We start from the raw sequence: 24,698 nt of genomic DNA on the forward strand, positions 1-24,698 counted from the left end.
GCCCGCGCAGCGACACCGCCTGCCTCTCACAGGAGCTCGCCATGTCTGTCTCCACCCTTGCCGCCGCCCCGTCCGTTTGCGCCCCGCTGCCCGTTCTGGGCCGGGATGTCACCGTCCCGCTCGTCACCGGCGGCGAGGTCACCTACGCCGCGCTCGACTACGCCGCCAGCGCCCCGGCCCTGCAGCGGGTGTGGGACGACGTGGCCGCGTACGCCCCGTACTACGGCAGCGTCCACCGCGGTGCCGGCTACCTCTCCCAGCTGTCCACCGACCTCTTCGAGAACGCCCGCAGGACCGTCGCGCGGTTCCTCGACTGCCGCGACGGAGACCAGGTCGTCTTCACCCGCTCCACCACCGACTCACTCAACCTGCTCGCCGCGACCCTTGCGGCCGACTGCCAGGTCTTCGTCTTCGAGACCGAACACCACGCCTCGCTGCTGCCCTGGCGGGACTCCCGGGTGACGTACCTGAACGCCCCGCACACACTCGGCGAGGCCGTCGACACCTTGGAGCGCGCCCTCGCCGGCCGCGACCCCCACGGCACGGCTCTTGTCTGCGTCACCGGCGCCTCGAACGTCACCGGCGAGCTGTGGCCCGTACGGGAGCTGGCCGCGGCAGCCCACGCGCACGACGCCCGTATCGTCCTGGACGCCGCCCAGCTGGCCCCGCACCACCCGGTGTCCGTCCGCGACCTGGACGTCGACTGGGTCGCCTTCTCCGGGCACAAGCTGTACGCGCCCTTCGGCTCCGGCGTCCTCGCGGGCCGCGCCGACTGGCTGCGCGAGGCCGAGCCGTACCTCGCGGGCGGCGGTGCCAGCCGTACGGTGTCGCGCCGTACGGACGGGGGAGTCGACGTGGAGTGGCACGAGAGCGCCGCCCGGCACGAGGCCGGGTCGCCCAACGTCATCGGCGCCTACGCGATCGCGTCCGCCTGCAAGACGCTCACCGAGGCCGGCTTCGAGACGCTGGTCGCCCGTGAGCGGTATCTGATCGAGACGGTCCGCGCGGGCCTCGCCGAGGTCCCCGAGGTGCGCGTGCTCTCGCTCTTCGGCGAGGACGCCCCGCGCGTCGGCGTCATCTCGTTCGTCGTCGAGGGCTGGAACAGCTCCCACTTCGCCGCCGCGCTCTCCGCCGAGTACGGCATCGGCGTCCGCGACGGCCTTTTCTGCGCCCACCCGCTCGTGCGCACCCTCCTCGGCAGCGACCCGCAGTCCCAGGGCGAGTGCGGAGCCCCCGAGGCGGCCCCCGGCGAGAAGTCACTCAACGCCATCCGCGTCAGCTTCGGCGCGGGCACCCCCGACGAGCACGTGGACCGCTTCGTACGCGCGGTGAGGGAACTGGTCCGCGACGGCGCGAAGTGGCAGTACAAGACCGAGGACGGCCGCTGCGTGCCGGCGGTCTGACCGGCCCCGTTGCTCAGGAGGCGGTGTTCACGCGTCGAGACCGATCGCGAACGCCGCCTCCAGGTCGTGCTGGGAGTACGTACGGAACGCGACGTGCGTGTCCGTGGCCTCGACACCGGGAATCTTGCTGATCTTGCCGGGGATGACGTCCGCCAGGTCGTCGTGGGCCTTCACGCGGACCATCGCGATCAGGTCGTAGGTGCCGGTGACGGAGAAGACCTCGCTGACGCTGTCCAGTGCCGCGATCGACTCGGCGATCTCGGGGATCCGGTCCACGCTGGTCTTGATGAGGACGATCGCGGTGATCACGGCTGGTTCTCTCCCTCGGGGGCCGATGCTGAGGGTCTCACCCTACTCGCGGTCCCACTGGCCTGATTGTTCTGCCGGGGGTCCGGCCCGCGGCGGAGCCGCTGTCGGGGGCGGTGTCCCCCGGGAGGACACAGTCGTACGGCCAAACCTCACCCACGCGTAGACGAACCCCAGCGAGAAGCCCACCAGGTGGGCCAGATACGCCACCCCCGGACCGGATGTGTCCCGGCCCGCCGCCAGCCACTGGAGGGACACCCAGAAGGGCAGTACCACCCAGGCCGGGAAGCGCAGCGGCAGGAAGAAGAGGAACGGGAAGAGACTGGTCACCCGGGCCTTGGGGAACAGGTACAGGAACGCGCCGAGGATCGCGGAGATCGCCCCGGAGGCGCCGACCAGGGACTGCTGCGACTCGGCGTTGGCGGCCGAGTAGCCGAGCAGGGCGAGATAGCCGCAGCCCACGTAGAAGAGGGCGAACTGCACGTGGCCCATGCGTTCCTCGGCCATCGCCCCGAAGACGTAGAAGAAGAGCATGTTGCCCAGGAGGTGGAGCCAGCTGCCGTGGATGAACAGGGCCGTGGCCGGGGTGAGCGCCGCGCGCGGGGCGCCGCCGAAGAGCTCGACGGGCACCACACCCCAGCGCCGGAAGTAGGCCCGCTGGGCGGCCAGGAGCTCGTCCCCGGTGCCGTACGCCGGGCTGAGCCCCGCCGCCGGGCCGATCAGGAAGATCAGGCAGCACAGGACGATCAGCCCGTAGGTCACCGGTGCCGATTGACCTCGCACCCTCTTGCCGGCCGTCGTGGTCCGCTTGTTGATCATGGTGCAGAGCATGACGTAACCGGACCGATGGGTGCGGACCGCCTCGCCGCCGTGGACGGCTGAGCGTCGAGTACCCGCCAGGCCGTAGGGTTACGAGCCACACGCACCAGGGAGACTGGCGCTGGACGGACACTGGAAGGAAAGCGACAGCCATATGACTGTTCCCCTGCCGGACGCCAAGACCCGCTGGCGCTGCACGCTCTGTGGCAACCTCACGCGTTTTGACGTCACCCGCTCGTCGAAGGTCGTCGAGTACGTGCACCTCGACCTGGCTGGTGAGCCGACGGTGGAGGAGCGCGAGGTGGTCAGTGAGACCATCGAGTCGGTGCGGTGCCGCTGGTGCAACGCGGTGGATCAGGTGGAACTCGTGGACAGGCCGGGCGCCGGCTCCTGAGGGAGCGGGCCCCGCACAGGTATGGGGGTGACGGATGGTGGCGGCCACAGGCGGGGAGCCGGACGACGGCGCCGCTGAGGTGCTCGACCGTCCGCTGCCCGACGGCGTACGCAGAAGAGTCGTCCAGATCGTCTCGGACGGGTTCGGCGGGCTGACCATCACGGAACTGCCCACCCAATTGCGGCAGTACGCCCGGTTCGCCCCCAATCGGCGTGCGAAGTTCGCCGGTAACGCCATGGCCGCGGCTCTGGAGACGGACCCGCTGTTCAGACAGCGCATCGCCGAGAAGCTGAGAGAGGCGCAGCCGGAGCTCACCGGTGCCCTCGACTCGGGCGCGCCGCCCCCGGCCGCGGATCCGCTGGACGTGGCGGCCGCGGCCTATGTGCTGCGCCCCACGGGCTGGGTGAAGCTGGTGACCGCAGCGGGCGAGGAGGCCCTGCGGGCGGATGCCGAGCGCGCCGACGAGGAGAGCCGGGCCGAGCTGGAGCGGCTGCGCGAGGAGCTCGCGGAGGCCCGCGGCCAGACCAGGGCCGAGACCGAACGGCTGCGTACGGAGCTGGAGTCGGCGAAGAAGGAAGCCGAATCGCTTCACCGCAAGCTGCGCGGAGCCCTCAGCGACGTCAAGCGCGGTGAGGCGGCGCTGCGCAAGCTCCGGGACGAGATGGACACCGTACGGGCGGAGGGGCAGGCCCAGGTGTCCGCCGCCGAGAGCGAGACCCGGCGGCTCAAGGCGCGCCTCGGGGAGGCCGAGGCGGCCCTGGAGGCGACGCGCAGAGCGGCGCGCGAGGGGCGCAGTGTCGAGGACATGCGCGTACGGCTGCTGCTCGACACGGTGCTGGACGCGGCTCAAGGGCTGCGGCGGGAGCTCGCGTTGCCGCCCGTCTCCGTACGGCCGGCGGAGACCGTGGACGCGGTCGAACCGGGACGGATGACGCCAAAAGACATCGCCGCTCGCGCGCTGTCCGAAAACGATCCGGCGATTCTCGACCAGTTGCTGGCGCTGCCGCAGGTGCATCTGGTCGTCGACGGCTACAACGTCACCAAGACCGGCTATCCGCAGATGCCGTTGGAGAAGCAGCGGCTGAGGCTGCTCGGGCAGCTCTCGCAGCTCGCCGCGCAGACCGGCGCCGAAGTGACCTGTGTCTTCGACGGGGCCGAGCTGGCGGCGCCCGTGCTGCTCGCGCCGCCGCGCGGGGTGCGGGTGCTGTTCTCCAAACCCGGCGTCACCGCGGACGAGTTGATCCGCCAGCTGGTGCGCGCCGAGCCGCCGGGGCGGCCGGTCATCGTCGTCTCGACCGACCGTGAGGTGGCCGACGGGGTCGCCAAGGCGGGTGCGCGGCCGGTCGCGTCGGTGGTGCTGCTCAAGCGATTTTCGCGCGGCTGACCTGGGGCTGACCAGCGCTTTTCTCCCGCCACTCGCCATCGCCCGCCCGCACCTTTGACCATCTGGGCCGTAAGCCTCATAGGCAACGAAAGTCCCATGCGTAACGTCCAGGCGTAATGCCCGAATTAGCGAGACCTTCACACGACGTAGCGTCAAAGCCGCATTACTGCAGGTGAGTTGTCGGTAAAGAATGCTCTCGGTGACTGAGATTTTTCCTATGAGGATTTGAAGTGATCACAGGAAGGTCGCTAGGTTCAGGTTTCGAACCTCCGCTCGGATGATCACTCATGGGGAGTGACGGTGGAGGGGCACCGCCCGTCGGCGCAATCGGCAGGCGGCTGGAGGAAGAAGGAGCTCGCCTTCGTGGCGTCCCACCGTCGACCCAAGCAGCCGAGCCGCACCCGTGTGACCGTGCTCACCACCGCCGCCGCGGCAGCCGTGGCCCTCAGTGCCAACGCCGCCAACGCCGCGCCCAGCGAGAAGCCGAGCAAGGACGAGGTCAAGGCCAAGGTCGACACGCTCTACGAAGAGGCGGAGCAGGCCACCGAGAAGTACAACGGCGCCAAGGAGAAGCAGGAGAAGCTCCAGAAGGAGATCTCCACGATCCAGGACAACGTCGCCCGCGGCCAGGAAGAGCTCAACGAGCTGCGCGACGGCCTCGGTTCGATGGCCAGCGCCCAGTACCGCACCGGAGGCATCGACCCCTCCGTGGCGCTCTTCCTCTCCTCCGACCCGGACGACTACCTCGACAAGGCGTCCGCGATGGACCAGCTGAGCACTCAGCAGGTCGACGCGCTGAAGAAGGTCCAGGAGAAGCAGCGTCTGCTCGCCCAGCAGCGCGAGGAAGCCTCCGACAAGCTCAAGGACCTCGCCTCCACCCGCACCGAACTGGGCAAGAAGAAGAAGGAAGTCCAGGGCAAGCTCGGCGAGGCGCAGAAGCTCCTCAACACCCTGACGGCCGCCGAGAAGGCGGCCCTGGACGCGGAGCAGGAGCGCGCCAACCGCACCAGCGAGCGCAGCGCCCTCAGCTCCGGCAAGGCGGCCTCAGGCCGTGTCGGCTCCGCGTACGCGGCCGCGCAGAGCAAGATCGGCTCGCCGTACGTCTACGGCGCCTCCGGCCCCAGTTCCTTCGACTGCTCGGGCCTCACCTCCTGGGCCTACGCCCAGGCCGGCGTCTCCATTCCCCGTACCTCGCAGGCACAGGCCAACGCCGGTACGCGCATCTACTCGCAGAGCGACCTGCAGGTCGGCGACCTGGTCATCTTCTACGCCGACCAGCACCACGTCGGCTTCTACGCGGGCAACGGCCAGGTGCTGCACGCCCCGCGCACCGGCACGGTCGTGCGCTACGAGTCGATCAACAACATGCCCTACCAGTTCGGCGTCCGCATCTGACGCACTCCTCCTGAGCGGGTCCCTCGCCACTGAGGCCGCCAAGGCCACTGAGGGACCCCTCGGGACGCCGCCCAAACGGGCGAATTGCGGCGCCTCCCCCAGACCCCACGCCCCGCCGGTGACCTGCGTCTCCGGCGGGGCGTCGCTTTGTGTGCCCGCAGAGCCCGTTGGTCGGTGCGTAGTCGCACGGCTAGCATCGCCGCGTCTGGCAACGGAGTTGTCGGACCTACCGCCGGACGGGCGGAAAGTCACGCCTGCGGAGGCCACGTAAGACCAACCCTCACGGGGCGGCGGAGGCCTGTGAAACAGGAACCCGCGGTGGCACCCCACAACGGTGCGGACCGGAATCTCTTGCCTGCGGGCAGGAGAGGGCGTCAATGTCTGGCGCGCTTCCCCCGGGTCCCCGGGGGAGACCGTCAGCGTCCGACGAGTGGAAGGAATGCGGCTTCCTGTGGGGTCCCATCGCCGTCTTGTACCGTCCGGGTTCCACCGGAGCACCGGCCTCGCCGTCTGCGTGATGTCCGCCGCGGTCGCGGCGCTCCACGCCCTCCCGGCGGCCGCGGCACCGCAGGACGACACCCGGGCCGAGGTGGACCGCCTGTACGCGCAGGCGGAGAAGGCCACCGAGGCGTACAACGAGGCCGACGAGCGTGCCGACTCCCTGCGCGAGGAGGTCGGCACCGCACAGGACGAGATCGCCCGGCAGCAGGAGCGCAGCAACACCATGCGGGACGCGCTCGGTTCGGTCGCCGGGGCCCAGTACCGGTCCGGCGGCCTCGACCCCTCCCTCGCGCTGCTGTTCTCCGACGACCCGGCCGACTACCTCGACAGGGCCGCCGCCCTCGACCGGATCACCGCCCGCCAGGCCGGTGAACTCAAGGACCTCCAGCGCGCGATGCGCGACCTCACCCAGAAACGCGAGGAGGTCTCTGGCAAGCTCGCCGAGCTGGAGAAGAGCCGCAAGGCCGTCGCCCGGCACAAGCGGACCGTCGAACGGAAACTGGCCAAGGCGCGGCAGCTGCTCAACGCGCTGCCGTACGCCGAGCGCGCCGCCTTCGACCGGGCGTCGCGTTCCTCGCGCTCCGGCCTGCCCGACCTCGGAGAAGCCGGTCCTTCCTCGGCCCGTGCGGCTGCCGCGATCGCCGCGGCCCGCTCGGCGGTCGGCCGCCCGTATGTGTGGGGCGCCAACGGGCCCGGCGGCTTCGACTGTTCGGGCCTGACGCAGTGGTCGTACGCACAGGCCGGAATCGGTCTGCCGCGCACCTCGCAGGCCCAGCAGTACGCGGGACGGCAGGTGTCGCTCTCCCAGGCGGAGCCCGGCGACCTGGTCACCTACCGCTCGGACGCGAGCCACATCGCCATGTACATGGGTAACGGTCAGGTGATCCACGCGCCCTACCCGGGCGCCCCGGTGCGCTACGACCCGGTGGGCATGATGCCGATCTCGTCCGTGACGCGGGTCTGACCTCCGGGCGAAGCCGCCGTACGATCGGGAACGTGGCTGGTCGAAGGCGTGCGTCGCGGACGGTGCTCTCCCTGGTGCTGCTGCTCGCCGTGCTCGTCGGCTGCGGCGGTGGTGCGCCGTCGGACACTGCGACGGCCGAGGTGCAGCGGGTGCTCGACCGGCGGGCGTCGGCGCTCCTCGACCGGGACGAGCCGGCGTACCGGGCGACCGGGCAACCGGCCGCCGTCGACGCCGAGTTCGGGAATCTGCGCGACGTCCCGCTCGCGGCCTGGTCGTACCGCCTGACCGAGCTGCGCCGCTCCGGCGACCTGGCCACGGCCGACGCGGAACTGCGCTACCGCATCAAGGGCTACGACACCGCCCCCGTCACCGCCGCCCGCACCCTGCGCCTGACCCGCTCCGACGGGACCTGGTACGTCACCTCCGACGAGCCCGCCAAGGAGGCGAGCGAGCAGATGTGGGAGCAGGGGGCCGTGCGGGTCGTCCGGGGTGAGCACAGCCTGGTCCTGGGGGTCGGACAGACCGGCGAGCGGCTGCGCGCGTACGCGGATCTCGCGGACCGCGCCGTGCCCGCCGTGTCGAACGCGTGGGGTACGGACTGGTCGGGGCACGTCGTCGTGCTCGTACCGAAGTCGCTGGAAGGGATGGCGGGACTGCTCGGCGCCCCGGCGTCCGGGTACCGGGGGATCGCGGCGGTCACCACGGGCGAGGCGGGGGGCTCGGCGAAGGCGCCCGCGGACCGGATCATCGTCAACCCCGACGCGTACGGCGTCCTCGGTGGCTTCGGCAAACAGGTCGTCCTCACCCACGAGACGACACATGTCGCGACCCGCACCCACACCACGCCCGCGACGCCCCTGTGGCTCTCCGAGGGCTACGCGGACTGGGTCGGCTACCGCGGCAGCGGGCGGACGCCCGCTCAGGTCGCCCCGGAGCTGGTGCGCGCCGTGGCGGAGGGGCGTGTCCCGGCCGCGCTGCCGGACGACGAGGACTTCGGGTTCTCCGGGGAGGCGGCCCGGCTGGCGCTGGCGTACGAGGGCGGCTGGCTGGCCTGCCGGATGATCGCCGACCGCTGGGGCGAGGTCCGGCTGAACGACTTCTACCGGGCGGTGGGCGACCACGAGAAGCGGGCCGGAGCGGTCGAGGACGCACTGCGGGACGTACTGCACACGACACCGGAGGAGTTCACCGCACAGTGGCGGGACTACCTCAGGGCTCAGCTCGGCTGAGGGGAGCCGCCGTCAGGACGACGCCAGGGTTTCCTCGGTGCGGGCGGCCTGAGAGGGGAGAGGTGGGGTGGGGCGGGAGACCGTGCCCCGCCACAGTCGCAGGGCGGCGAGCAGCGTGGCGACGACCAGCAGGCCGTTGCGTACGAAGAGCAGGGTGATGCCGAGCCGGTCGCTGGCGACGACGTGCGAGAACCAGACCGGGAACTCGAGGACGGTCACCAGGCACGCGCCCAGCACCAGACCGACGGGCAGCGTCATCCGGCTGCCCCGGAAGCACAGGCAGACCGCCGCGAGCCCGACCAGCCAGACCATGTACTGCGGGCTGATGACCCGGCTGGTGGTGGTGAACATCAGCACGGCCACGAACGCGGCGTCCGCGAGCGTGTGCGGCAGGAACTGCCTGGCGCGCAGCCGCCACAGCAGCAGCCAGCCGAAGGCCACCCCCGTGAGTACCAGGGCCGCCGTGCTCACGACGTCGACGTACGGGCCGAGGAATTCCACCGAGCCGTAGTTGAGCAGCACCTGACCGTCCCAGCCGTACTGCCGGGCCACATGGAAGACGAGGGAACCCAGCGACTCGACCTCGGTGCCGCGGTCGCGCTGGAAGGTCAGGAAGGCGACGGCACCCGGCATCGACACGGTGAACACCACCGCGATCCCCGCGGCTGTCACCGCCGCCGCGGCCCACACTCTGCGGCGGACGGCCCCGACGAGCAGCAGCACCGGCCACACCTTCAGCATCGCGCCGAAGCCCACGAGCGCCCCCATCACCCGCGGATGGCGCGTCCCGGCGAGCAGCGCCGCGACCGCGACGGCCGTCACCATCACGTCGTAGCGGGCATACACGGTCGGCCCGAGCAGCGGTACGCCGATCACCCACACCCAGCAGCCGCGCAGCGTCTTGCCGGAGCGCAGGCCCGCGTACTGGAGCAGGCCGAACACCACGAAGTCGGCGAGGAAGGCCAGCACGAAGAACGCCTGCGCGTAGCCGAGGAAGGGCAGCAGGCCGGGGGAGAGGATCGCCAGCGCGGCGGCCGGCGGGTACTGCCAGGTGACGTCGTCGAGCGGGAAGGTGCCGTGGCGCAGGACCTCGTACCAGCCCTGGTAGATCACGGAGACATCGCTCGTGACGTCAGGGCCGGGGAAGACGTACACCTTGAACACGAAAAGGAGCAGCACCAGCCTGGTCAGGCCCCAGGTTCCCAGCAGTCCGACGAGCCCGTACGGGAACCTCGCCCCCCTTGCGCCCGTCATGCCCACCTGGTCCTAGTCTGTCCGGAATTCGCATGCTGTGCGGATATGTCCGGCGCTGCTTCTTGCTGTGCTTCCAGCTCTTGCCCGCCGGCTGTATGTCCGCGGAGCCATTTTCGCGGAGCCATGATGGCGCGGCACCCAGTTCGCGAGCCATCAAGCGTGGCCGTGCGGAGCTGTGAGTATAGGTTCGATACTGTCGAACACGATGCACAAGACCCTGATCGTGACGAACGACTTCCCGCCCCGCACCGGCGGTATCCAGGCCTTCCTGCACAACATGGCGCTGCGCCTGGACCCCGAGCGGCTCGTTGTCTACGCCTCCACCTGGAAGCGCGGCCGTGAGGGCGTCGAGGCGACGGCCGACTTCGACGCCGAACAGCCCTTCACCGTCGTACGGGACCGCACGACGATGCTGCTGCCGACTCCGGGCGCCACCCGGCGTGCCGTCGGGCTGCTGCGCGAACACGGCTGTACGTCGGTGTGGTTCGGGGCGGCGGCGCCGCTCGGCCTGATGGCGCCCGCGCTGCGCAGGGCGGGCGCGCGGCGGATCGTGGCCACCACGCACGGGCACGAGGCCGGGTGGGCCCAACTGCCCGCCGCGCGCGGCCTGTTGCGCCGGATCGGCGAGTCCACGGACACCATCACCTATCTCGGCGAGTACACGCGCTCCCGGATCGCCTCCGCGCTGACCCCCGAGGCGGCCTCGCGGATGGTCCAACTCCCGCCCGGCGTCGACGAGAAGACCTTCCACCCCGGTTCGGGCGGCGACGTGGTCCGCGCCCGGCTCGGCCTGACGGACCGCCCGGTGGTGGTCTGCGTCTCCCGCCTGGTCCCGCGCAAGGGCCAGGACACCCTCATCCTCGCCATGCCACGCATCCTGGCCAAGGAGCCGGACGCGGTGCTGCTGATCGTCGGTGGCGGGCCGTACGAGCGTGACCTGCGCAAACTCGCGTACGAAACCGGGGTTGCCGGTGCGGTGCGGTTCACCGGGGCGGTGCCCTGGTCCGAGCTGCCCGCGCACTACGGCGCCGGTGACGTCTTCGCCATGCCCTGCCGGACCCGGCGGGGCGGGCTCGACGTCGAGGGGCTCGGAATCGTCTACCTCGAGGCCTCCGCGACCGGGCTGCCCGTCGTCGCCGGCGACTCCGGCGGGGCGCCGGACGCGGTCCTCGACGGTGAGACGGGCTGGGTGGTGCGGGGCGGCTCCGCCGAGGACACCGCCGACCGTGTCATCACCCTCCTCGGCGACTCCGAGCTGCGCCGCCGGATGGGCGAGCGGGGGCGGGAGTGGGTCGAGGAGAAGTGGCGCTGGGACCTGCTGGCGGAGCGGTTGAGGGAGCTGCTGTAGGGGGTTCTGGCCCGTCCGGCGTTTGAGGACGAGCGCGTCAGCGCGACAGCGGCGGTCTGGGGGCGGCAGCCCCCAGGGACGATGGGGGTCCCCCCGCTCTGGGGGTACCTCCCAGGCCCTTAAGGCACTGGGGGAGAAGCCGAGAGTGGGGGAGGGCAGAGGCGGAGGGGGGCGACCGCATCCATCAGCGGCTCCGTCGCGGGCGCCTTGGTCCGGCCCCCGGAAACGCCCCTGGCGCGGCCCCTCGCCATTGAGGGGCCGCGCCAGGAAGAAGTGCCCGGGGCTCAGCCCCGATAGATCGCCTCGATCTCGTAGGCGTAATCCTTCGCGACGACATTGCGCTTGAGCTTCAGCGACGGCGTCAGGTGCCCCGACTCCTCGGTGAACTGGGAGCCGAGGATACGGAACTTCCGCACCGACTCCGCCTTGGACACAGCAGCGTTGCCATCGTCGACCGCGTCCTGAATAGCGGCCAGCAGATCCGCATCGTCCCGCAACGACGCCACGCTCGCCCCCGCAGGCTTCCCGTGCTCCGAGGCCCACCGCGCCAGGAACTCATCGTCGACGGTGACCAGCGCACCGACGAAGGGACGCCCGTCGCCGACCACCATGCACTCCGCGACCAGCGCGTGCGCGCGGATGCGGTCCTCGATCACGGCCGGGGCGACGTTCTTGCCGCCCGCGGTGACGATGATCTCCTTCTTGCGGCCGGTGATGCGGAGGTAGCCGTCCTCGTCGAGGGTGCCGACGTCACCGGTGTGGAACCAGCCGTCGGCGAGGGCCTCGGCGGTCGCGCCCTCGTTGTTCCAGTACTCCTTGAACAGGTGCTCGCCGTGCAGCAGCACCTCGCCGTCGTCGGAGATCCGCACGACGGAACCGGGCAGCGGCTGCCCGACCGTACCGATCTTCTGCCGGTCCCACGGGTTGAACGCGGTGGCCGCACAGGACTCGGTCAGGCCGTAGCCCTCCAGAACCGTGAAGCCGATACCGCGGAAGAAGTGTCCGAGCCGCTCACCGAGCGGGGCGCCGCCGGAGATGGCGTACTCGCCACGACCGCCGAGGACGGCCCGCAGCTTGCTGTAGACCAGCTTGTCGAAGGCCTTGTGCTTGATCTTCAGGCCGATGGACGGGCCGGACGGCGTGTCCATCGCACGGCTGTAGGCGATCGCCGTGTCCGTCGCCTTGTCGAAGATCTTGCCCTTGCCGTCCGCCTGCGCCTTGGCACGCGCCGAGTTGTAGACCTTCTCGAAGACGCGCGGCACACCGAGGATCAACGTCGGCCGGAACGCGGCCAGTTCGTCGGTGAGGTTCTTGATGTCCGGCACACAGCCGAGCTTGATCGGCGCCATCATCGGTGCGACCTGGACGAGGCGGCCGAAGACGTGCGCCAGCGGCAGGAAGAGCAGCACGGAGCAGTCCGCGCGGAACAGCGGACGCAGCCGCTCCACGATGTTGCCGCACTCCGCGAAGAAGGCGCGGTGGGTGAGGACACATCCCTTGGGGCGGCCGGTCGTCCCGCTCGTGTAGACGATGGTCGCCGGGTCGTCGGCCTTGGCGAGCGAACTGCGCTCCTCGACCGTCTCGTCGGAGATGTCCTTGCCCGCGCGGCCCAGCGCGTCGACGCCGCCGCCCTCGATCTGCCAGACGTGCTTGAGGGCGGGCAGCCGGTCGCGCACCGACTCCACCGAGGCCGCGTGCGCGTCCAGTTCGACGATGCAGGCCGTCGCGCCCGAGTCGCCGAGGATCCACTGCACCTGCTCCGGAGAGCTGGTCTCGTACACCGGCACGGTGATCGCGCCCGCGCTCCAGATGGCGAAGTCGAGCAGCGTCCACTCGTAGCGGGTACGGGACATCAGGCCCACCCGTTCGCCCGGCTGGACGCCGGAGGCGATCAGGCCCTTGGCGGCGGCCACCACCTCGGCAAGGAAGGTGGCGGCGGTGACATCCGTCCAAGTGCCGCCCACCTTGCGGGCGATGACAGCAACGTCGGGATGCTGCGCGGCGTTTCTGCGGACGATGTCGGACAGATTGCCGTCCGCAGGGACCTCGTACAAAGCCGGAAGGCTGAACTCGCGCAAGACTGCTGCTCCTCATAGGGCGCCGACGCCACGACTTCGTGTGATGCGACGGTGCGGTCCAAGGCTTGGGCAGGTACTCAAGAGATCACTTGTTGAAAACCTGAGCACGACTGGACTGCCCGGACGTTACCCGCCGGTATGGCCTCTTCGACAGGGGGTCCCGACGAGATGTTCCGTGCGTCACACGTGTTGGCGTTCCTTCGCGCAGAGTAGTCCACGCGATTACGGTCCAGCCAGTAACCGCAGGTCCGGCCGCCTCTATTCACGTTTGCCTCACAGGCCTACGCTTGATCGTCATGGCATCCACACCGGTCGGTAACCCGAGGACGCGCATTCATGTGATCAGTGACGTGCATGGCAACGTCCGGGACCTGGCCAGAGCCGGCGACGGTGCGGACGCTCTGATCTGCCTCGGTGACCTGGTCCTGTTCCTCGACTACGCCGACCACTCGCGCGGCATCTTCCCTGACCTGTTCGGAGCGGAGAACGCGGACCGCATCGTGGAACTGCGCACCGCCCGCCGCTACGAGGAGGCGCGCGAGTTCGGCACCCGGCTGTGGTCCGGGATCGGCACGGACCGGGCCGCCGCCATCGAGAAGGCGGTCCGCAAGCAGTACGCCGAGATGTTCGCCGCGTTCCCGGCACCGACGTACGCGACATACGGCAATGTCGACATGCCGACCTTGTGGCCGGAGTACGCCGGACCCGGCACGACGGTCCTCGACGGCGAACGCGTCGAAATCGGCGGCAGGGTCTTCGGCTTCGTCGGCGGCGGACTGCGCACCCCCATGCGGACGCCGTATGAGATCGGCGACGAGGAGTACGCGGCGAAGATCGAGGCGGTCGGCGAGGTCGACGTGCTGTGCACGCATATCCCGCCGGAGGTGCCCGAGCTGGTGTACGACACGGTGGCGCGCCGTTTCGAACGCGGGTCCCGCGCCCTCCTGGACGCGATCCGCCGTACACGCCCGCGCTACTCACTCTTCGGCCATGTCCACCAGCCGCTCGTCCGCCGGATGCGGATCGGGGCGACGGAATGCGTGAATGTGGGCCACTTCGCGGGGTCGGGGCGGCCATGGGTCCTGGAGTGGTGAGCCGACGGCGGCCGTGAACCCCAGGTGGGGTGCTAGCACCCGCGGCCGTGCGCGGTAGCCTTCACGCTGCACACACGTGCGCACGACCCTCCCTCACCGGACCGCATCTGGAGGAGCCACGGCGATGGCGGAACACACCAGCTCGAGCATCACGATCGAGGCGGCACCGGCTGACGTCATGGCGGTGATCGCCGACTTCGCCCGCTATCCGGACTGGACCGGCGAGGTCAAGGAGGCGGAGGTGCTTGCCACGGACGAGCAGGGCCGCGCCGAGCAGGTCCGCCTCGTCATGGACGCCGGCGCCATCAAGGACGACCAGACCCTCGGCTACACCTGGACCGGCGACCACGAGGTCTCCTGGACCCTGGTCAAGTCCCAGATGCTCCGCTCCCTGGACGGCTCCTACATCCTCAAGCCCGCGGGCGCGGGCGCCACCGAGGTCACCTACCAGCTGACCGTCGACGTCAAGATCCCCATGCTCGGCATGATCAAGCGCAAGGCCGAGAAGGTCATCATCGACAGGGCGCTGGCGGGCTTGAAGAAGCGGGTCGAGGAAACCAACTAAGCCCCTTTCAGCCCGTCCGGCGTTTAGGACGAGCGCGAAGCGCGATACGGGGGGGCTGGGGGCCGAAGTCCCCCAGGTACGGGACGGGTAGGGGCGGAGGGGGCGAAAAAACCGCCCGGCCCCGCACCGGTACCGTTCACCCCCATGCGCACCATCCTGATCACCGGCCAAGGCGGCACAGGCCGTACGACGGTCGCCGCGGCCACGGCGCTGAAGGCGGCCGGCGAAGGCACCCGCACCCTGGTGCTCACCGCCGACCGCACGGACACCCTGGGCGCCGTCCTCGGCGTACGAACGGGACCGGACCCGGTGGAAGCGGGACCCCGCCTCACCGCCTGGCGCCCCGACGCGGCCGCCCGCTTCCGCGAGGACCTCACCGCCTTCCAGGAGCGCGCCACCACCGCCCTGGACCTGCTGGGCGCCACCCGCCTGGACGCCGAGGAAGTCACCCCTCTCCCCGGCGCCGAGGAACTCGCCCTGCTCCGCGCCCTGCGCGACGCGGCGATGTCGGAGACGTACGACCTCCTGGTCGTGGACCTCCCCCCGGCCCCCCAGGCCCTCGGCCTGCTCGCCCTGCCGGAGGAACTCCGTCGCTATCTGCGCCGTCTGCTTCCGCCGGAGCGCCAGGCGGCCCGCGCCCTGCGCCCCGTCCTCGGGCGGCTCGCGGGCGTCCCGATGCCCGCGGAGTGGCTGTACGAGACGGCGGCGCGCTGGGACCTCGAGCTGGCCGCCGTGGAGGCGGTCGTCGCGGACCGGGCCACGATCGTACGGCTGGTCGCCGAACCGGGCCCGGCCGGTGCCGACGCCGTACGCACCGCCGCCACCGCTTTCGCCCTGCGCGGACTGTCCGTCGACGCTCTGGTCGCGAACCGTGTGCTGCCCGGCGCCACGAACGACACCTGGCTGGCGGCCCTCGCGGCCCAGCAGCGCAAGGCGCTGGAGGAGTGGCGGGAGACGTACGACCTGCACGAGGTCCCGCACCTCGGTCACGACCCGCGCGGCACCCACGACCTCGCCGCGCTCCCGGTGCCCGGCGTCAACACGGCGCCCACCCCGGTCGAGTGGCCCGTCACCGACCAGCCGGCCGAGGACGGCGGCGAGCGGGTCCTCGTCTGGCACATCCCGCTGCCCGGCGCGATACGCGAGGAACTCGACCTCATCCGGCGCGGCGACGAACTTGTCGTCACCGTCGGGCAGTTCCGCCGGATCGTGCCGCTGCCGTCGGCTCTGCGCCGCTGCACCGTGGCCGGCGCGGCGCTGCGTGAGGGCGAGCTGCGGATCCGGTTCGCGCCTGACCCTGACCTGTGGCCGCGCAGCCGGTGACCGCGGTCCCGAGCTGCGGTCGAACTGTGGTCCCGGAGCCGGTGAACCGTGTACCCCCGTTCGGGTAACGTCGAAGGCACGAACCGTAGGCAGGAGTCCGCCATGAGCGAAGAGCGCCCCACGTCCGACGCCGCTCAGGAGAAGGCGGCCGACGAGGTGCACGTCGAAACCGACGACGTGCAGGTTGAAGCCGACGAAGTAGACGTTGATGAGGCGCGCGTCGAAGAGGTGCGCGTGGCCGACGCCGATGCCTGGGCGACGGCCTGTGAAGAGGACCTCGCGGCGGAGAAGGCCCGCCGCCGTGCCCAGTACGGACCGCCGCCGGGCTCGGCCGCCGAGGAGCTGCGCAGGCTTGTCGACGCCGTCACCGACAAGCTGTCCGGACTGCAGTCGCCGCTCTTCGGCGCGGTGGCCTCCGGCACGGCCCAGCAGATGGTCAACCAGGTCGTGCAGCAGGCCAAGGCCGCCGTCGAGCCGGTGATGGAGCGCAACCCGGACGTGTTCGACCACCTCGCGGCCGCGGGCTCCGAGCTGCTCGCCGCCTACCGCTCCGCCGTCGAGGCGCAGGAACGGCGCTGGACAGTCCGGGACAAGGGCCCCCGAGACGACGGGACCGGTCCCGGGGAGCGCATCGACTTGGACTGAATGTCCCTCGGGTACGGTTGGCCGTAGCGGGGCTCGACCGAAACTGAGGGATTCATGGGACTCACCATCGGCGTCGATATCGGCGGCACGAAGATCGCGGCCGGTGTGGTCGACGAGGAAGGCAACATCCTCTCGACCCACAAGGTGCCGACCCCCGGCACGCCGCAGGGCATCGTCGACGCCATCGCTTCCGCCGTGGAGGGTGCGCGGGCCGGTCACGACATCGTCGGCGTGGGCATCGGTGCCGCCGGTTACGTGAACCGCCAGCGCTCGACGGTCTACTTCGCGCCGAACATCGACTGGCGGCAGGAGCCGCTCAAGGCCGAGGTCGAGGAGCGCGTCGGCCTGCCGGTCGTCGTCGAGAACGACGCGAACGCGGCGGCGTGGGGCGAGTACAAGTTCGGCGCGGGCAAGGGTCATCGCAACGTCATCTGCATCACGCTGGGCACGGGGCTTGGCGGCGGCATCATCATCGGCAACAAGCTGCGCCGTGGGCACTTCGGTGTGGCCGCCGAGTTCGGGCACATCCGGATGGTGCCGGACGGTCTGCTGTGCGGTTGCGGCTCGCAGGGCTGCTGGGAGCAGTACGCCTCCGGGCGTGCCCTCGTCCGGTACGCCAAGCAGCGGGCCAACGCGACCCCCGAGAACGCGGAGATCCTGCTCGCGCTGGGCAACGGCACCCCCGACGGTATCGAGGGCAAGCACATCTCGGTGGCCGCGCGGCAGGGCGACCCGGTGGCGGTGGACTCCTACCGCGAGCTGGCCCGCTGGGCCGGCGCGGGGCTCGCCGATCTGGCCTCGCTCTTCGACCCGTCCGCGTTCATTGTCGGCGGCGGGCTGTCGGACGAGGGCGAGCTGGTCCTCGACCCGATTCGCAAGTCGTACAGGCGGTGGCTGGTGGGTGGCAACTGGCGGCCGGTGGCCGACGTCATCGCCGCGCAGTTGGGCAACAAGGCGGGGCTTGTGGGTGCGGCGGACCTGGCTCGGGAGCCGGATCCGATCATGTAGCGGCCGGTGTGTGGGGCGGGTAGCCGCCGGTTGGGTGGTTCGCCTGCTCGTCGTCGTGGGTCGGGGCCGTGCCGGTACATCCGCCCGCATCCGAACGGATCCACTGTGGGGCTCCAAGGAGCCGTTTCTGTTGATCCGCCCGGATGCGGGCATTTGATGTACCGGCACGGCCCCTTCCGTGCGTGGGCGGGTGCCGCCGTCCCGGGTGACGCCTGTCCCAGGAGCAGGCCGTCTCGGGTGCGGGTCGTGTGCTGGCTGTCGGCCGTCCCGAGTGACGGCTGTCCTGGGTGCGGGTCGTGCTCTGGCTGCGGGTTGTCCCGGGTGCGGGGTGTCCCGGTGTGGGGCTTCCGGGCCTGGGGTGTCGTATCTTGATCGCCATGCTGACTCAGCCGCTTCGCGCGATCAGTCCGCTGCCCAACTCCCGCACCGAGTCCGACGGTTCCGCCGTCATTCGGGTGCTCAGTTACAACATCCGGTCGATGCGGGACGACACGCTCGCGCTGGCGCGGATCATCAGTGCCTGCGAACCGGATCTCGTCCTGGTCCAGGAGGCTCCGCGGTTCTTTCGCTGGCGTAAGAAGCTGGCTCGGCTCGCTGCCGCCTCGGGGCAGGTGATCCTTTCCGGTGGGGCGCCCGCGTCAGGGCCCGCTCTGCTCTGCTCGCTGCGGGCGACCGTGGAACGGACCGAAGACGCTCTGCTGCCGCTCACGCCCGGGCTGCACCGGCGTGGCTTCGCGACGGCGGTTGTGCGGTTCGGGGGCGCTCGGCTCGGTGTGCTCAGCTGTCATCTGAGTCTGCAGAAGGCTGAGCGGTACAAGCAGGGCGGCATGCTGCTTGACCGGCTCGCCGGGCTCGGTGCCCCGTACGCCGTCGCGGGGGGTGACCTCAACGAACGGCCCGGTGGTCGCACCTTCCAGCGCCTTGCCGGCACCCTTCAGGACGCCTGGGCCACCCGCCCCTGGGGCTCGGAGTACACCTCCACGTCCACCGATCCCCATCAGCGCATCGACGCGATCTTCGCCAGTGAGGGTGTGGAGGTCCTGGGCTGTGGGGTGCCGCTGGGCCTTCCCGGTGTGACGGAGAGAGACCTGAGGGCGGCCACGGACCACTTGCCCGTGCTGGCCGCCCTCAGAGTGCCCGCGTCCTGAGATCAGACCACCGCGCCCCGGCCCGGGTCGTCGCCGTCCTCGTCGTCCGTCTTCATACGCATCACCAGCGTGGCGAAGCCGCCGAGGAAGCCGCCGATGCCGAGAGTGGCGAGCCACCAGGTCATGTCCCAGCCGAGGAGGACGGCCAGCAGGAGCAGGACGGGGCCGCCGATGACGGCGAGCCAGGCGAACTTGGCGGTGGTGTCGGCCGCCGGCAGCGGGGGCGGCTCGGGCGGTACGAAGTGGCCCTCGTCCTCCTCGTCGAAGTCGTCGTCGTTGGGCTCGGGCGCCTGGTAGTCGCGCGGGCCGCCGACACCGGGCGCGAAGGCGACCGAGCTGCCGAGGGGCTTGGTCACCGAGGGCTTGTCGCCGGCGCTGTCCGTCTTCTTGGCGCCGCCGTCCTCGTCGTTCGTCTCCGGCTCGAGCAGTGCCAGGTCCTCGACCGACTTGAACGGCTTCGCGCCGGGCGGGTCCGGCGGCTCGTCGCCGTACCCGTCGACGATCGCCTGCCACGCGGCCTTCTCGTCGAAGGGCACGCTCTGCTCCTCGCCGGGAGGTGCGCCCTTCTCCTCGGAATCGCCGCGGTCCGCGTCGTGCTCAGCCACCGGTGGCCGTCCCTTCCTGCTGACCCACCTGACCCGTGTCGGCCTCCTTGCCGGCACTGGGCGCGAGCCGGGCGATGAACGCGTGGCTCTCCTCGAAGATCCGGTCCGCGTCATGGTCCAACGTCGCGACGTGGTAGCTCTGTTCCAGCAGGATCTCCGTCACGTCCGTGGACGACACCCGGCTGAGGATGCGCGCCGAGTCGGCGGGGGACACCACATGGTCCTGGGGGCTGTGCAGCAGCAATAGCGGCTGGGTGACCTGCGGCAGCTCGCCGTCCACGATCCCGAGGAAACGCCGCAGCGAGTACGCGGCGTGCAGCGGCACCCGGTCGTACCCGAGCTCCTGGGCGCCCTCCTTCGCGATGTCGTTCGTGACGCCCTTCACGGACCGTACGAAGTGCCGGAGCACCGGCAGAGCGAACGCCGTGGGGTCATTCACCCTGTTCAGCGGGTTGACGACCACGATGCCGCTGATCTCGTCACCGTGCTTGGCCGCGAGCTGCAGCGTCAGCGCCGCACCCATCGACAGACCGAACACGAAGACCTGGGCACACTGCTCCCTCAGGGCGCGCAGCTCGCGGTCCACCTCCGCGTACCAGTCCTGCCAGCCGGTGAGCTGCATGTCCTCCCAGCGCGTGCCGTGACCGGGCAGCAGCGGCAGCGCGACGGTCAGGCCGCGCTCGGCGAGATACTCCGCCCAGGGGCGCAGCGACTGCGGGGACCCGGTGAAACCATGGCAGAGAAGGACGCCGACCTCTCCGCCCTCGTGGCGGAACGGCTCGGCTCCAGGAAGGACCGGCACCTTCGGTCTCCTGTTCATGAGGCGGGCGAAAACGGAACCCCCGAGGCTTCGAGGCGTACTTCACCGTACGCGACCGCACTGACACCGACCAGGGTCGTCGGGTCCATTGGCGGTGCTCCGGGTTAAGGTCTGATCAACGACACAGGAGGCACTCGGTTGATCTACGGCGCAATGAAGTTTTCCATCGGGGGGCCGCTGAAGCTCGCCTTCAGACCCTGGGTGGAAGGCCTCGAGAACATCCCCGCCGAGGGCCCCGCCATTCTGGCGAGCAATCACCTGTCGTTCTCGGACTCGTTCTTCCTGCCCGCGATCCTCGACCGCAAGGTGACCTTCATCGCGAAGGCCGAGTACTTCACGACGCCCGGCATCAAGGGCCGGATGACCGCCGCCTTCTTCAAGGGCGTCGGCCAGCTCCCCGTGGACCGCTCCGGAGCGCGCGGCGCGGGCGAGGCGGCCATCAAGAGCGGCATCGAGGTCATCGAGCGCGGTGAGCTGTTCGGCATCTACCCGGAGGGCACGCGCTCGCCGGACGGCCGCCTCTACCGCGGCAAGCCCGGCGGCCTCGCGCGCGTGGCGCTCGCCACCGGGGCGCCCGTCATCCCGGTCGCGATGATCGACACCGAGAAGATCCAGCCGCCGGGCAAGCTGATGCCCAGACTGATGCGGCCGGGCATCCGCATCGGCAAGCCGCTGGACTTCAGCCGGTACCACGGCATGGACCACGACCGTTTCGTGCTCCGCGCGGTGACCGACGAGGTCATGTACGAAATCATGAAGCTCTCCGGCCAGGAGTACGTCGACATGTACGCGATGGCCGCCAAGCGGCAGATCGCGGATGCGGCGAAGGCCGAGAAGGACGCCGAGAAGGTGGCGAAGGCCGCGCTCGCGCAGGCCGAGAAGCAAGCCGACAAGCAGGCCGCCAAGGAAGCCGAGCAGGCGGAAAAGGAACGGTCCGGCTCGTAGACGCGTCCGTCAGGGGTGGTGGGTGAGCGCCCGGGAGGCGAGCGAGCAAAAAAAGGGGGGCCATGGCGAAGCGCGAGCGCGTCATGAGGATGTCGGTCGAGCAGCCGCTGTGGCGTGCGCTCACCGCGTACCGCGTGCTGACCATGTTGTACGCGATCGGCCTCTTCGCCACCGGATACGACGAGTTCGCCCGCCCCTGGGTGGCCGTCGCGTTCTACGCGCTGCTGTGCGTGTGGACCCTGGCGACTCTCCCGAGGGTCGCGAACGCGGCCAAGTGCACCAAGCGGTTCCTCACCGCCGACCTCACCATCGCGCTCGTCGGCATCCTGCTCACCCGGGTCGCCGTCGACTCGTCGTGGATAGAGAACGACGGTCCGACGCTGCCGTCGATATGGACCGCGGGATCCGTCCTGGCCTTCGCGATCAAGGGCGGCTGGCGCTGGGCCGCCTTCGCCTCCACGCTGGTCGCGGCCGCCAACATCGTCGAGCGCGGCGCCCCGACCCGCGACACCGTCCACAACGTGATCCTCGTCTGGGTCGCCTCCATCGCCATCGGATACGTCGTCGAGGTCGCCCGCGCTTCGGAGCGCACCCTCGCCCGCGCCCTGGAGATCGAGGCCGCCACCCGTGAACGGGAGCGCCTGGCCCGCGACATCCACGACGGCGTACTCCAAGTCCTCGCCATGGTGCAGCGGCGCGGCTCTGCGCTCGGCGGCGAGGCGGAGGAGCTGGGCCGGATGGCCGGCGAGCAGGAGGTGGCGCTGCGCACGCTGGTCTCGGGCGGTCTGGTGCCCGTGTCCCGGGTGTCCGAGGACGCCGCGCAAGGTGCGGTCGTACGAGCCGTCGAGGAGCCGGACGACGACGAGGACGCCGGTCCCGTCGACGTGCGCGTGCTGCTCGCCCCGTACGCCACCGCGCGCGTGACCCTCGCCGAGCCCGGCGCACCGGTCCCGCTCGCGCCGGTGGCGGCCAAGGAGCTGACCGCCGCTGTCGGTGCCGCCCTGGACAATGTCCGCAAGCACGCGGGTACGGACGCCCGTGCCTGGATCCTGGTCGAGGACGAACCGGACGCGGTGATCGTGACCGTACGCGACGACGGCCCCGGCATCCCGGAAGGGCGGCTCGCGCAGGCCGAAGGCGAGGGGCGGCTCGGTGTCGCCCTGTCGATCCGCGGGCGGCTGCGCGACCTGGGCGGCACGGCGGAGCTGATCTCGGTCCCCGGCCAGGGCACCGAGGTCGAACTGAAGGTACCGAAGGACTCACGGGGGAAGGCGGAGAAGCGATGAGCGAGCAGCAGGTCCCGATCAAGGTCATGGTGGTGGACGACCACCCCATGTGGCGCGACGCCGTCGCCCGCGACCTGGCCGAGGCCGGCTTCGACGTGGTCGCCACGGCGGGAGACGGCGACCAGGCGGTGCGCCGTGCCCAGGCCGCCGCCCCCGATGTCCTCGTCCTGGACCTGAACCTGCCCGGCAAGCCCGGCGTCCAGGTGTGCAAGGAGCTGGTCGGCGCCAATCCGGCACTGCGCGTCCTCGTCCTGTCGGCCAGCGGCGAGCACGCCGACGTCCTGGAGGCGGTGAAGTCCGGCGCCACCGGCTATCTGCTCAAGTCGGCGTCCACGGAGGAGCTCATCGACGCGGTGCGCCTGACCGCCGTCGGCGACCCGGTGTTCACGCCGGGCCTCGCGGGCCTGGTCCTCGGCGAGTACCGCCGGCTGGCCTCCGAACCGGCCCCCGTCACCGGCCCCGACGAACCCAAGGCCCCCCAGCTCACCGACCGCGAGACCGAAGTGCTCCGCCTGGTCGCCAAGGGCCTGAGCTACAAGCAGATAGCCGAGCGCCTGGTCATCTCCCACCGCACGGTCCAGAACCACGTGCAGAACACCCTGGGCAAGCTCCAACTGCACAACCGCGTCGAGCTGGTGCGCTACGCCATAGAGCGTGGCCTTGACGAGGCGTAACCCTCGCCCATGTGGACGTAAACCTGACGCACCCCCACCATGGAGTGAAGGCGATTGATCAACACCCGCACAATTCACCGGAATTGACCTTCCGCACCATGCCGCAGTGACCTGGATCACTATTAGCGTGAGTCCAACAGGCAACCGCTGCGAAGGGACTTTCCATGCGGGTCGGAGTACTGACCGGAGGCGGCGACTGCCCCGGGCTCAACGCCGTCATCCGGGGCGTCGTCCGCAAGGGCGTGCAGGAGTACGGCTACGACTTCGTCGGCTTCCGGGACGGCTGGCGGGGACCGCTTGAGGGCGACGTCGTCCAGCTCGACATCCCCGCCGTGCGCGGCATCCTGCCGCGGGGCGGCACCATCCTCGGCTCCTCACGCACCAACCCCCTCAAGCAGGAGAACGGCATCCGCCGGATCAAGGAGAACCTCGCCAAGCAGGAGGTCGACGCGCTCATCGCGATCGGCGGCGAGGACACCCTGGGCGTCGCCGCGCGCCTCTCCGACGAGTACGGCATCCATGTCATCGGCGTACCGAAGACCATCGACAACGACCTTTCGGCCACCGACTACACCTTCGGCTTCGACACGGCTGTCGGCATCGCCACCGAGGCGATCGACCGCCTGCACACCACCGCCGAGTCGCACATGCGCGTCCTGGTCGTCGAGGTCATGGGCCGCCACGCGGGCTGGATCGCCATCCATTCGGGCCTGGCCGGCGGCGCGAACGTCATCCTCATCCCCGAGCGGCGCTTCGACGTGGACCAGGTCTGCGGCTGGGTGACCTCCCGCTTCAAGGCGTCGTACGCCCCGATCGTGGTCGTCGCCGAAGGGGCGATGCCCAAGGACGGCGACGTGGTCCTCAAGGATGGCTCGCTCGACTCCTTCGGACATGTCCGTCTCTCCGGCGTCGGCGAGTGGCTGGCCAAGGAGATCGAGAAGCGCACCGGCAAGGAAGCCCGCACCACGGTTCTCGGCCATGTCCAGCGTGGCGGCACCCCCAGCGCCTTCGACCGCTGGCTGGCCACCCGCTTCGGGCTGCACGCCATCGAGGCCGTCCGGGACGGGGACTTCGGCAAGATGGTCGCCCTGCGCGGCACGGATGTCATCCGCGTCCCCATCGCGGAGGCCACAGCCAAACTGAAGACGGTGGACCCGAAGCTGTACGAGGAGGTCGGCGTCTTCTTCGGCTGACCCCACTCCCGCAGCCGCATGGCAGGGGCTGCGGGCGGGTGGGTTTTTCGCCCCCTCCGCCCCTACCCTCCCCCACTCTCGGCTTCTCCCCCAGTGCCTTAAGGGCCTGGGAGGTACCCCCAGAGCGGGGGGGGACCCCCATCGTCCCTGGGGGCTGCCGCCCCCAGCCCCCCGCTTCGGCCTGAACGGCCTCGTCCTCAAACGCCGGACGGGCTGGGGGGCTGCACCCGCAGTCGCCAGTGCACGCGAGGGGCCGTGCCGGTACATCACATGCCCGTCGCCCCGTTCGGATCTGGAAACGGCTCCTGCAATCCAAC

Annotated in this window: 23 protein-coding genes; 17 read left to right on the forward strand and 6 right to left on the reverse strand. The window is 70.5% G+C overall.

What is annotated here, in order from left to right; all coding sequences use genetic code 11:
* Positions 1–41: 41 nt before the first annotated feature.
* Positions 42–1,403 (forward strand): aminotransferase class V-fold PLP-dependent enzyme, encoded by a 1,362-nt coding sequence (locus C4B68_RS29455; protein WP_099500930.1) that lies wholly within the window; start codon positions 42–44, stop codon positions 1,401–1,403.
* 27 nt (positions 1,404–1,430) lie between these two features.
* On the opposite strand, the gene C4B68_RS29460 is transcribed toward C4B68_RS29455, so the two are convergent.
* Complete coding sequence (locus C4B68_RS29460) at positions 1,431–1,712, reverse strand: Lrp/AsnC family transcriptional regulator (protein ID WP_099500931.1); 282 nt, start codon at positions 1,710–1,712, stop codon at positions 1,431–1,433.
* Positions 1,713–1,754: 42 nt separating this feature from the next.
* A complete protein-coding gene (locus C4B68_RS29465) occupies positions 1,755–2,528 on the reverse strand; it encodes a rhomboid family intramembrane serine protease (RefSeq protein ID WP_167459189.1) in 774 nt (257 codons plus the stop codon).
* Between the two features lie 154 nt (positions 2,529–2,682).
* On the opposite strand from C4B68_RS29465, the gene C4B68_RS29470 reads away from it, so the two are divergent.
* The 5 genes from C4B68_RS29470 to C4B68_RS29490 all read left to right on the forward strand — a co-directional run bounded on the left by C4B68_RS29470 (position 2,683) and on the right by C4B68_RS29490 (position 8,395).
* Positions 2,683–2,922, forward strand: coding sequence for a hypothetical protein (locus C4B68_RS29470; protein ID WP_099500933.1), 240 nt, complete (start codon positions 2,683–2,685; stop codon positions 2,920–2,922).
* A gap of 34 nt (positions 2,923–2,956) precedes the next feature.
* Positions 2,957–4,306 (forward strand): NYN domain-containing protein, encoded by a 1,350-nt coding sequence (locus tag C4B68_RS29475; protein ID WP_099500934.1) that lies wholly within the window; start codon positions 2,957–2,959, stop codon positions 4,304–4,306.
* Positions 4,307–4,669: 363 nt separating this feature from the next.
* On the forward strand, positions 4,670–5,701 hold the full coding sequence (locus C4B68_RS29480; protein ID WP_099501171.1) for a C40 family peptidase: 1,032 nt from the start codon (positions 4,670–4,672) through the stop codon (positions 5,699–5,701).
* Between the two features lie 451 nt (positions 5,702–6,152).
* Positions 6,153–7,166: a C40 family peptidase gene (locus C4B68_RS29485; RefSeq protein WP_099500935.1), complete on the forward strand. Its 1,014-nt coding sequence runs from the start codon at positions 6,153–6,155 to the stop codon at positions 7,164–7,166.
* Positions 7,167–7,198: 32 nt separating this feature from the next.
* Complete coding sequence (locus C4B68_RS29490; protein ID WP_099500936.1) at positions 7,199–8,395, forward strand: hypothetical protein; 1,197 nt, start codon at positions 7,199–7,201, stop codon at positions 8,393–8,395.
* 12 nt (positions 8,396–8,407) lie between these two features.
* On the opposite strand, the gene C4B68_RS29495 is transcribed toward C4B68_RS29490, so the two are convergent.
* The gene (locus C4B68_RS29495; RefSeq protein ID WP_099500937.1) at positions 8,408–9,649 is read right to left on the reverse strand and encodes a glycosyltransferase 87 family protein; all 1,242 of its coding nucleotides are present in this window, start codon (positions 9,647–9,649) and stop codon (positions 8,408–8,410) included.
* 205 nt (positions 9,650–9,854) lie between these two features.
* Here C4B68_RS29495 and C4B68_RS29500 point away from each other — a divergent pair, with 205 nt between their 5' ends.
* The gene (locus C4B68_RS29500; protein WP_099500938.1) at positions 9,855–10,997 is read left to right on the forward strand and encodes a glycosyltransferase family 4 protein; all 1,143 of its coding nucleotides are present in this window, start codon (positions 9,855–9,857) and stop codon (positions 10,995–10,997) included.
* A gap of 284 nt (positions 10,998–11,281) precedes the next feature.
* Here C4B68_RS29500 and C4B68_RS29505 read toward each other — a convergent pair whose 3' ends face one another.
* Positions 11,282–13,075: an AMP-dependent synthetase/ligase gene (locus tag C4B68_RS29505; protein WP_099500940.1), complete on the reverse strand. Its 1,794-nt coding sequence runs from the start codon at positions 13,073–13,075 to the stop codon at positions 11,282–11,284.
* Positions 13,076–13,371: 296 nt separating this feature from the next.
* Between C4B68_RS29505 and C4B68_RS29510 the strand changes: the two genes are divergently transcribed.
* The 6 genes from C4B68_RS29510 to C4B68_RS29535 all read left to right on the forward strand — a co-directional run bounded on the left by C4B68_RS29510 (position 13,372) and on the right by C4B68_RS29535 (position 18,858).
* Positions 13,372–14,169, forward strand: coding sequence for a metallophosphoesterase family protein (locus C4B68_RS29510; protein WP_099500942.1), 798 nt, complete (start codon positions 13,372–13,374; stop codon positions 14,167–14,169).
* A 124-nt stretch (positions 14,170–14,293) separates the two neighbouring features.
* A complete protein-coding gene (locus C4B68_RS29515) occupies positions 14,294–14,734 on the forward strand; it encodes an SRPBCC family protein (RefSeq protein WP_099500944.1) in 441 nt (146 codons plus the stop codon).
* 144 nt (positions 14,735–14,878) lie between these two features.
* Entirely contained in the window at positions 14,879–16,057 is a 1,179-nt protein-coding gene (locus tag C4B68_RS29520) for an ArsA family ATPase (RefSeq protein WP_099500946.1), read from the forward strand.
* Positions 16,058–16,159: 102 nt separating this feature from the next.
* Positions 16,160–16,702: a DUF5304 domain-containing protein gene (locus C4B68_RS29525; RefSeq protein WP_167459190.1), complete on the forward strand. Its 543-nt coding sequence runs from the start codon at positions 16,160–16,162 to the stop codon at positions 16,700–16,702.
* A gap of 54 nt (positions 16,703–16,756) precedes the next feature.
* Positions 16,757–17,710, forward strand: coding sequence for an ROK family glucokinase (locus C4B68_RS29530; protein ID WP_099500947.1), 954 nt, complete (start codon positions 16,757–16,759; stop codon positions 17,708–17,710).
* Positions 17,711–18,087: 377 nt separating this feature from the next.
* The gene (locus C4B68_RS29535) at positions 18,088–18,858 is read left to right on the forward strand and encodes an endonuclease/exonuclease/phosphatase family protein (protein ID WP_099500949.1); all 771 of its coding nucleotides are present in this window, start codon (positions 18,088–18,090) and stop codon (positions 18,856–18,858) included.
* Between the two features lie 2 nt (positions 18,859–18,860).
* Here C4B68_RS29535 and C4B68_RS29540 read toward each other — a convergent pair whose 3' ends face one another.
* A complete protein-coding gene (locus tag C4B68_RS29540) occupies positions 18,861–19,463 on the reverse strand; it encodes a hypothetical protein (RefSeq protein WP_099500950.1) in 603 nt (200 codons plus the stop codon).
* Positions 19,456–20,265, reverse strand: coding sequence for an alpha/beta hydrolase (locus tag C4B68_RS29545; RefSeq protein WP_099500952.1), 810 nt, complete (start codon positions 20,263–20,265; stop codon positions 19,456–19,458). Before C4B68_RS29545 ends, C4B68_RS29540 begins: the two co-directional genes overlap by 8 nt.
* A 171-nt stretch (positions 20,266–20,436) precedes the next feature.
* On the opposite strand from C4B68_RS29545, the gene C4B68_RS29550 reads away from it, so the two are divergent.
* From C4B68_RS29550 to C4B68_RS29565, 4 genes are all read left to right on the forward strand, one after another.
* Entirely contained in the window at positions 20,437–21,228 is a 792-nt protein-coding gene (locus C4B68_RS29550; RefSeq protein ID WP_099500954.1) for a lysophospholipid acyltransferase family protein, read from the forward strand.
* A gap of 62 nt (positions 21,229–21,290) precedes the next feature.
* Entirely contained in the window at positions 21,291–22,514 is a 1,224-nt protein-coding gene (macS, locus tag C4B68_RS29555) for a MacS family sensor histidine kinase (protein WP_180289222.1), read from the forward strand.
* Positions 22,511–23,188, forward strand: a complete 678-nt coding sequence (locus C4B68_RS29560) for a response regulator (RefSeq protein WP_099500956.1) — start codon at positions 22,511–22,513, stop codon at positions 23,186–23,188. The genes macS and C4B68_RS29560 overlap by 4 nt, the downstream gene beginning before the upstream one ends.
* Before the next feature lie 164 nt (positions 23,189–23,352).
* Positions 23,353–24,381 carry a 6-phosphofructokinase gene (locus C4B68_RS29565; protein WP_099500958.1) on the forward strand — a complete coding sequence of 343 codons (1,029 nt, stop codon included), beginning with the start codon at positions 23,353–23,355 and terminating at the stop codon, positions 24,379–24,381.
* Positions 24,382–24,698: the final 317 nt, after the last annotated feature.

This window comes from Streptomyces dengpaensis (assembly GCF_002946835.1).
GTDB classification, from domain to species: domain Bacteria; phylum Actinomycetota; class Actinomycetes; order Streptomycetales; family Streptomycetaceae; genus Streptomyces; species Streptomyces dengpaensis.

What these genes read in the sequence shown, in the direction of transcription:
- C4B68_RS29455 (WP_099500930.1), top strand. Translation starts at nt 42, where the DNA reads ATGTCTGTCTCCACCCTTGCCGCCGCCCCGTCCGTTTGCGCCCCGCTG.
- C4B68_RS29465 (WP_167459189.1), bottom strand. Translation starts at nt 2,528, where the DNA reads ATGATCAACAAGCGGACCACGACGGCCGGCAAGAGGGTGCGAGGTCAA.
- C4B68_RS29470 (WP_099500933.1), top strand. Translation starts at nt 2,683, where the DNA reads ATGACTGTTCCCCTGCCGGACGCCAAGACCCGCTGGCGCTGCACGCTC.
- C4B68_RS29475 (WP_099500934.1), top strand. Translation starts at nt 2,957, where the DNA reads ATGGTGGCGGCCACAGGCGGGGAGCCGGACGACGGCGCCGCTGAGGTG.
- C4B68_RS29495 (WP_099500937.1), bottom strand. Translation starts at nt 9,649, where the DNA reads ATGACGGGCGCAAGGGGGGCGAGGTTCCCGTACGGGCTCGTCGGACTG.
- C4B68_RS29500 (WP_099500938.1), top strand. Translation starts at nt 9,855, where the DNA reads ATGCACAAGACCCTGATCGTGACGAACGACTTCCCGCCCCGCACCGGC.
- C4B68_RS29510 (WP_099500942.1), top strand. Translation starts at nt 13,372, where the DNA reads ATGGCATCCACACCGGTCGGTAACCCGAGGACGCGCATTCATGTGATC.
- C4B68_RS29515 (WP_099500944.1), top strand. Translation starts at nt 14,294, where the DNA reads ATGGCGGAACACACCAGCTCGAGCATCACGATCGAGGCGGCACCGGCT.
- C4B68_RS29520 (WP_099500946.1), top strand. Translation starts at nt 14,879, where the DNA reads ATGCGCACCATCCTGATCACCGGCCAAGGCGGCACAGGCCGTACGACG.
- C4B68_RS29525 (WP_167459190.1), top strand. Translation starts at nt 16,160, where the DNA reads ATGAGCGAAGAGCGCCCCACGTCCGACGCCGCTCAGGAGAAGGCGGCC.
- C4B68_RS29530 (WP_099500947.1), top strand. Translation starts at nt 16,757, where the DNA reads ATGGGACTCACCATCGGCGTCGATATCGGCGGCACGAAGATCGCGGCC.
- C4B68_RS29535 (WP_099500949.1), top strand. Translation starts at nt 18,088, where the DNA reads ATGCTGACTCAGCCGCTTCGCGCGATCAGTCCGCTGCCCAACTCCCGC.
- C4B68_RS29550 (WP_099500954.1), top strand. Translation starts at nt 20,437, where the DNA reads ATGAAGTTTTCCATCGGGGGGCCGCTGAAGCTCGCCTTCAGACCCTGG.
- macS (WP_180289222.1), top strand. Translation starts at nt 21,291, where the DNA reads ATGGCGAAGCGCGAGCGCGTCATGAGGATGTCGGTCGAGCAGCCGCTG.
- C4B68_RS29560 (WP_099500956.1), top strand. Translation starts at nt 22,511, where the DNA reads ATGAGCGAGCAGCAGGTCCCGATCAAGGTCATGGTGGTGGACGACCAC.
- C4B68_RS29565 (WP_099500958.1), top strand. Translation starts at nt 23,353, where the DNA reads ATGCGGGTCGGAGTACTGACCGGAGGCGGCGACTGCCCCGGGCTCAAC.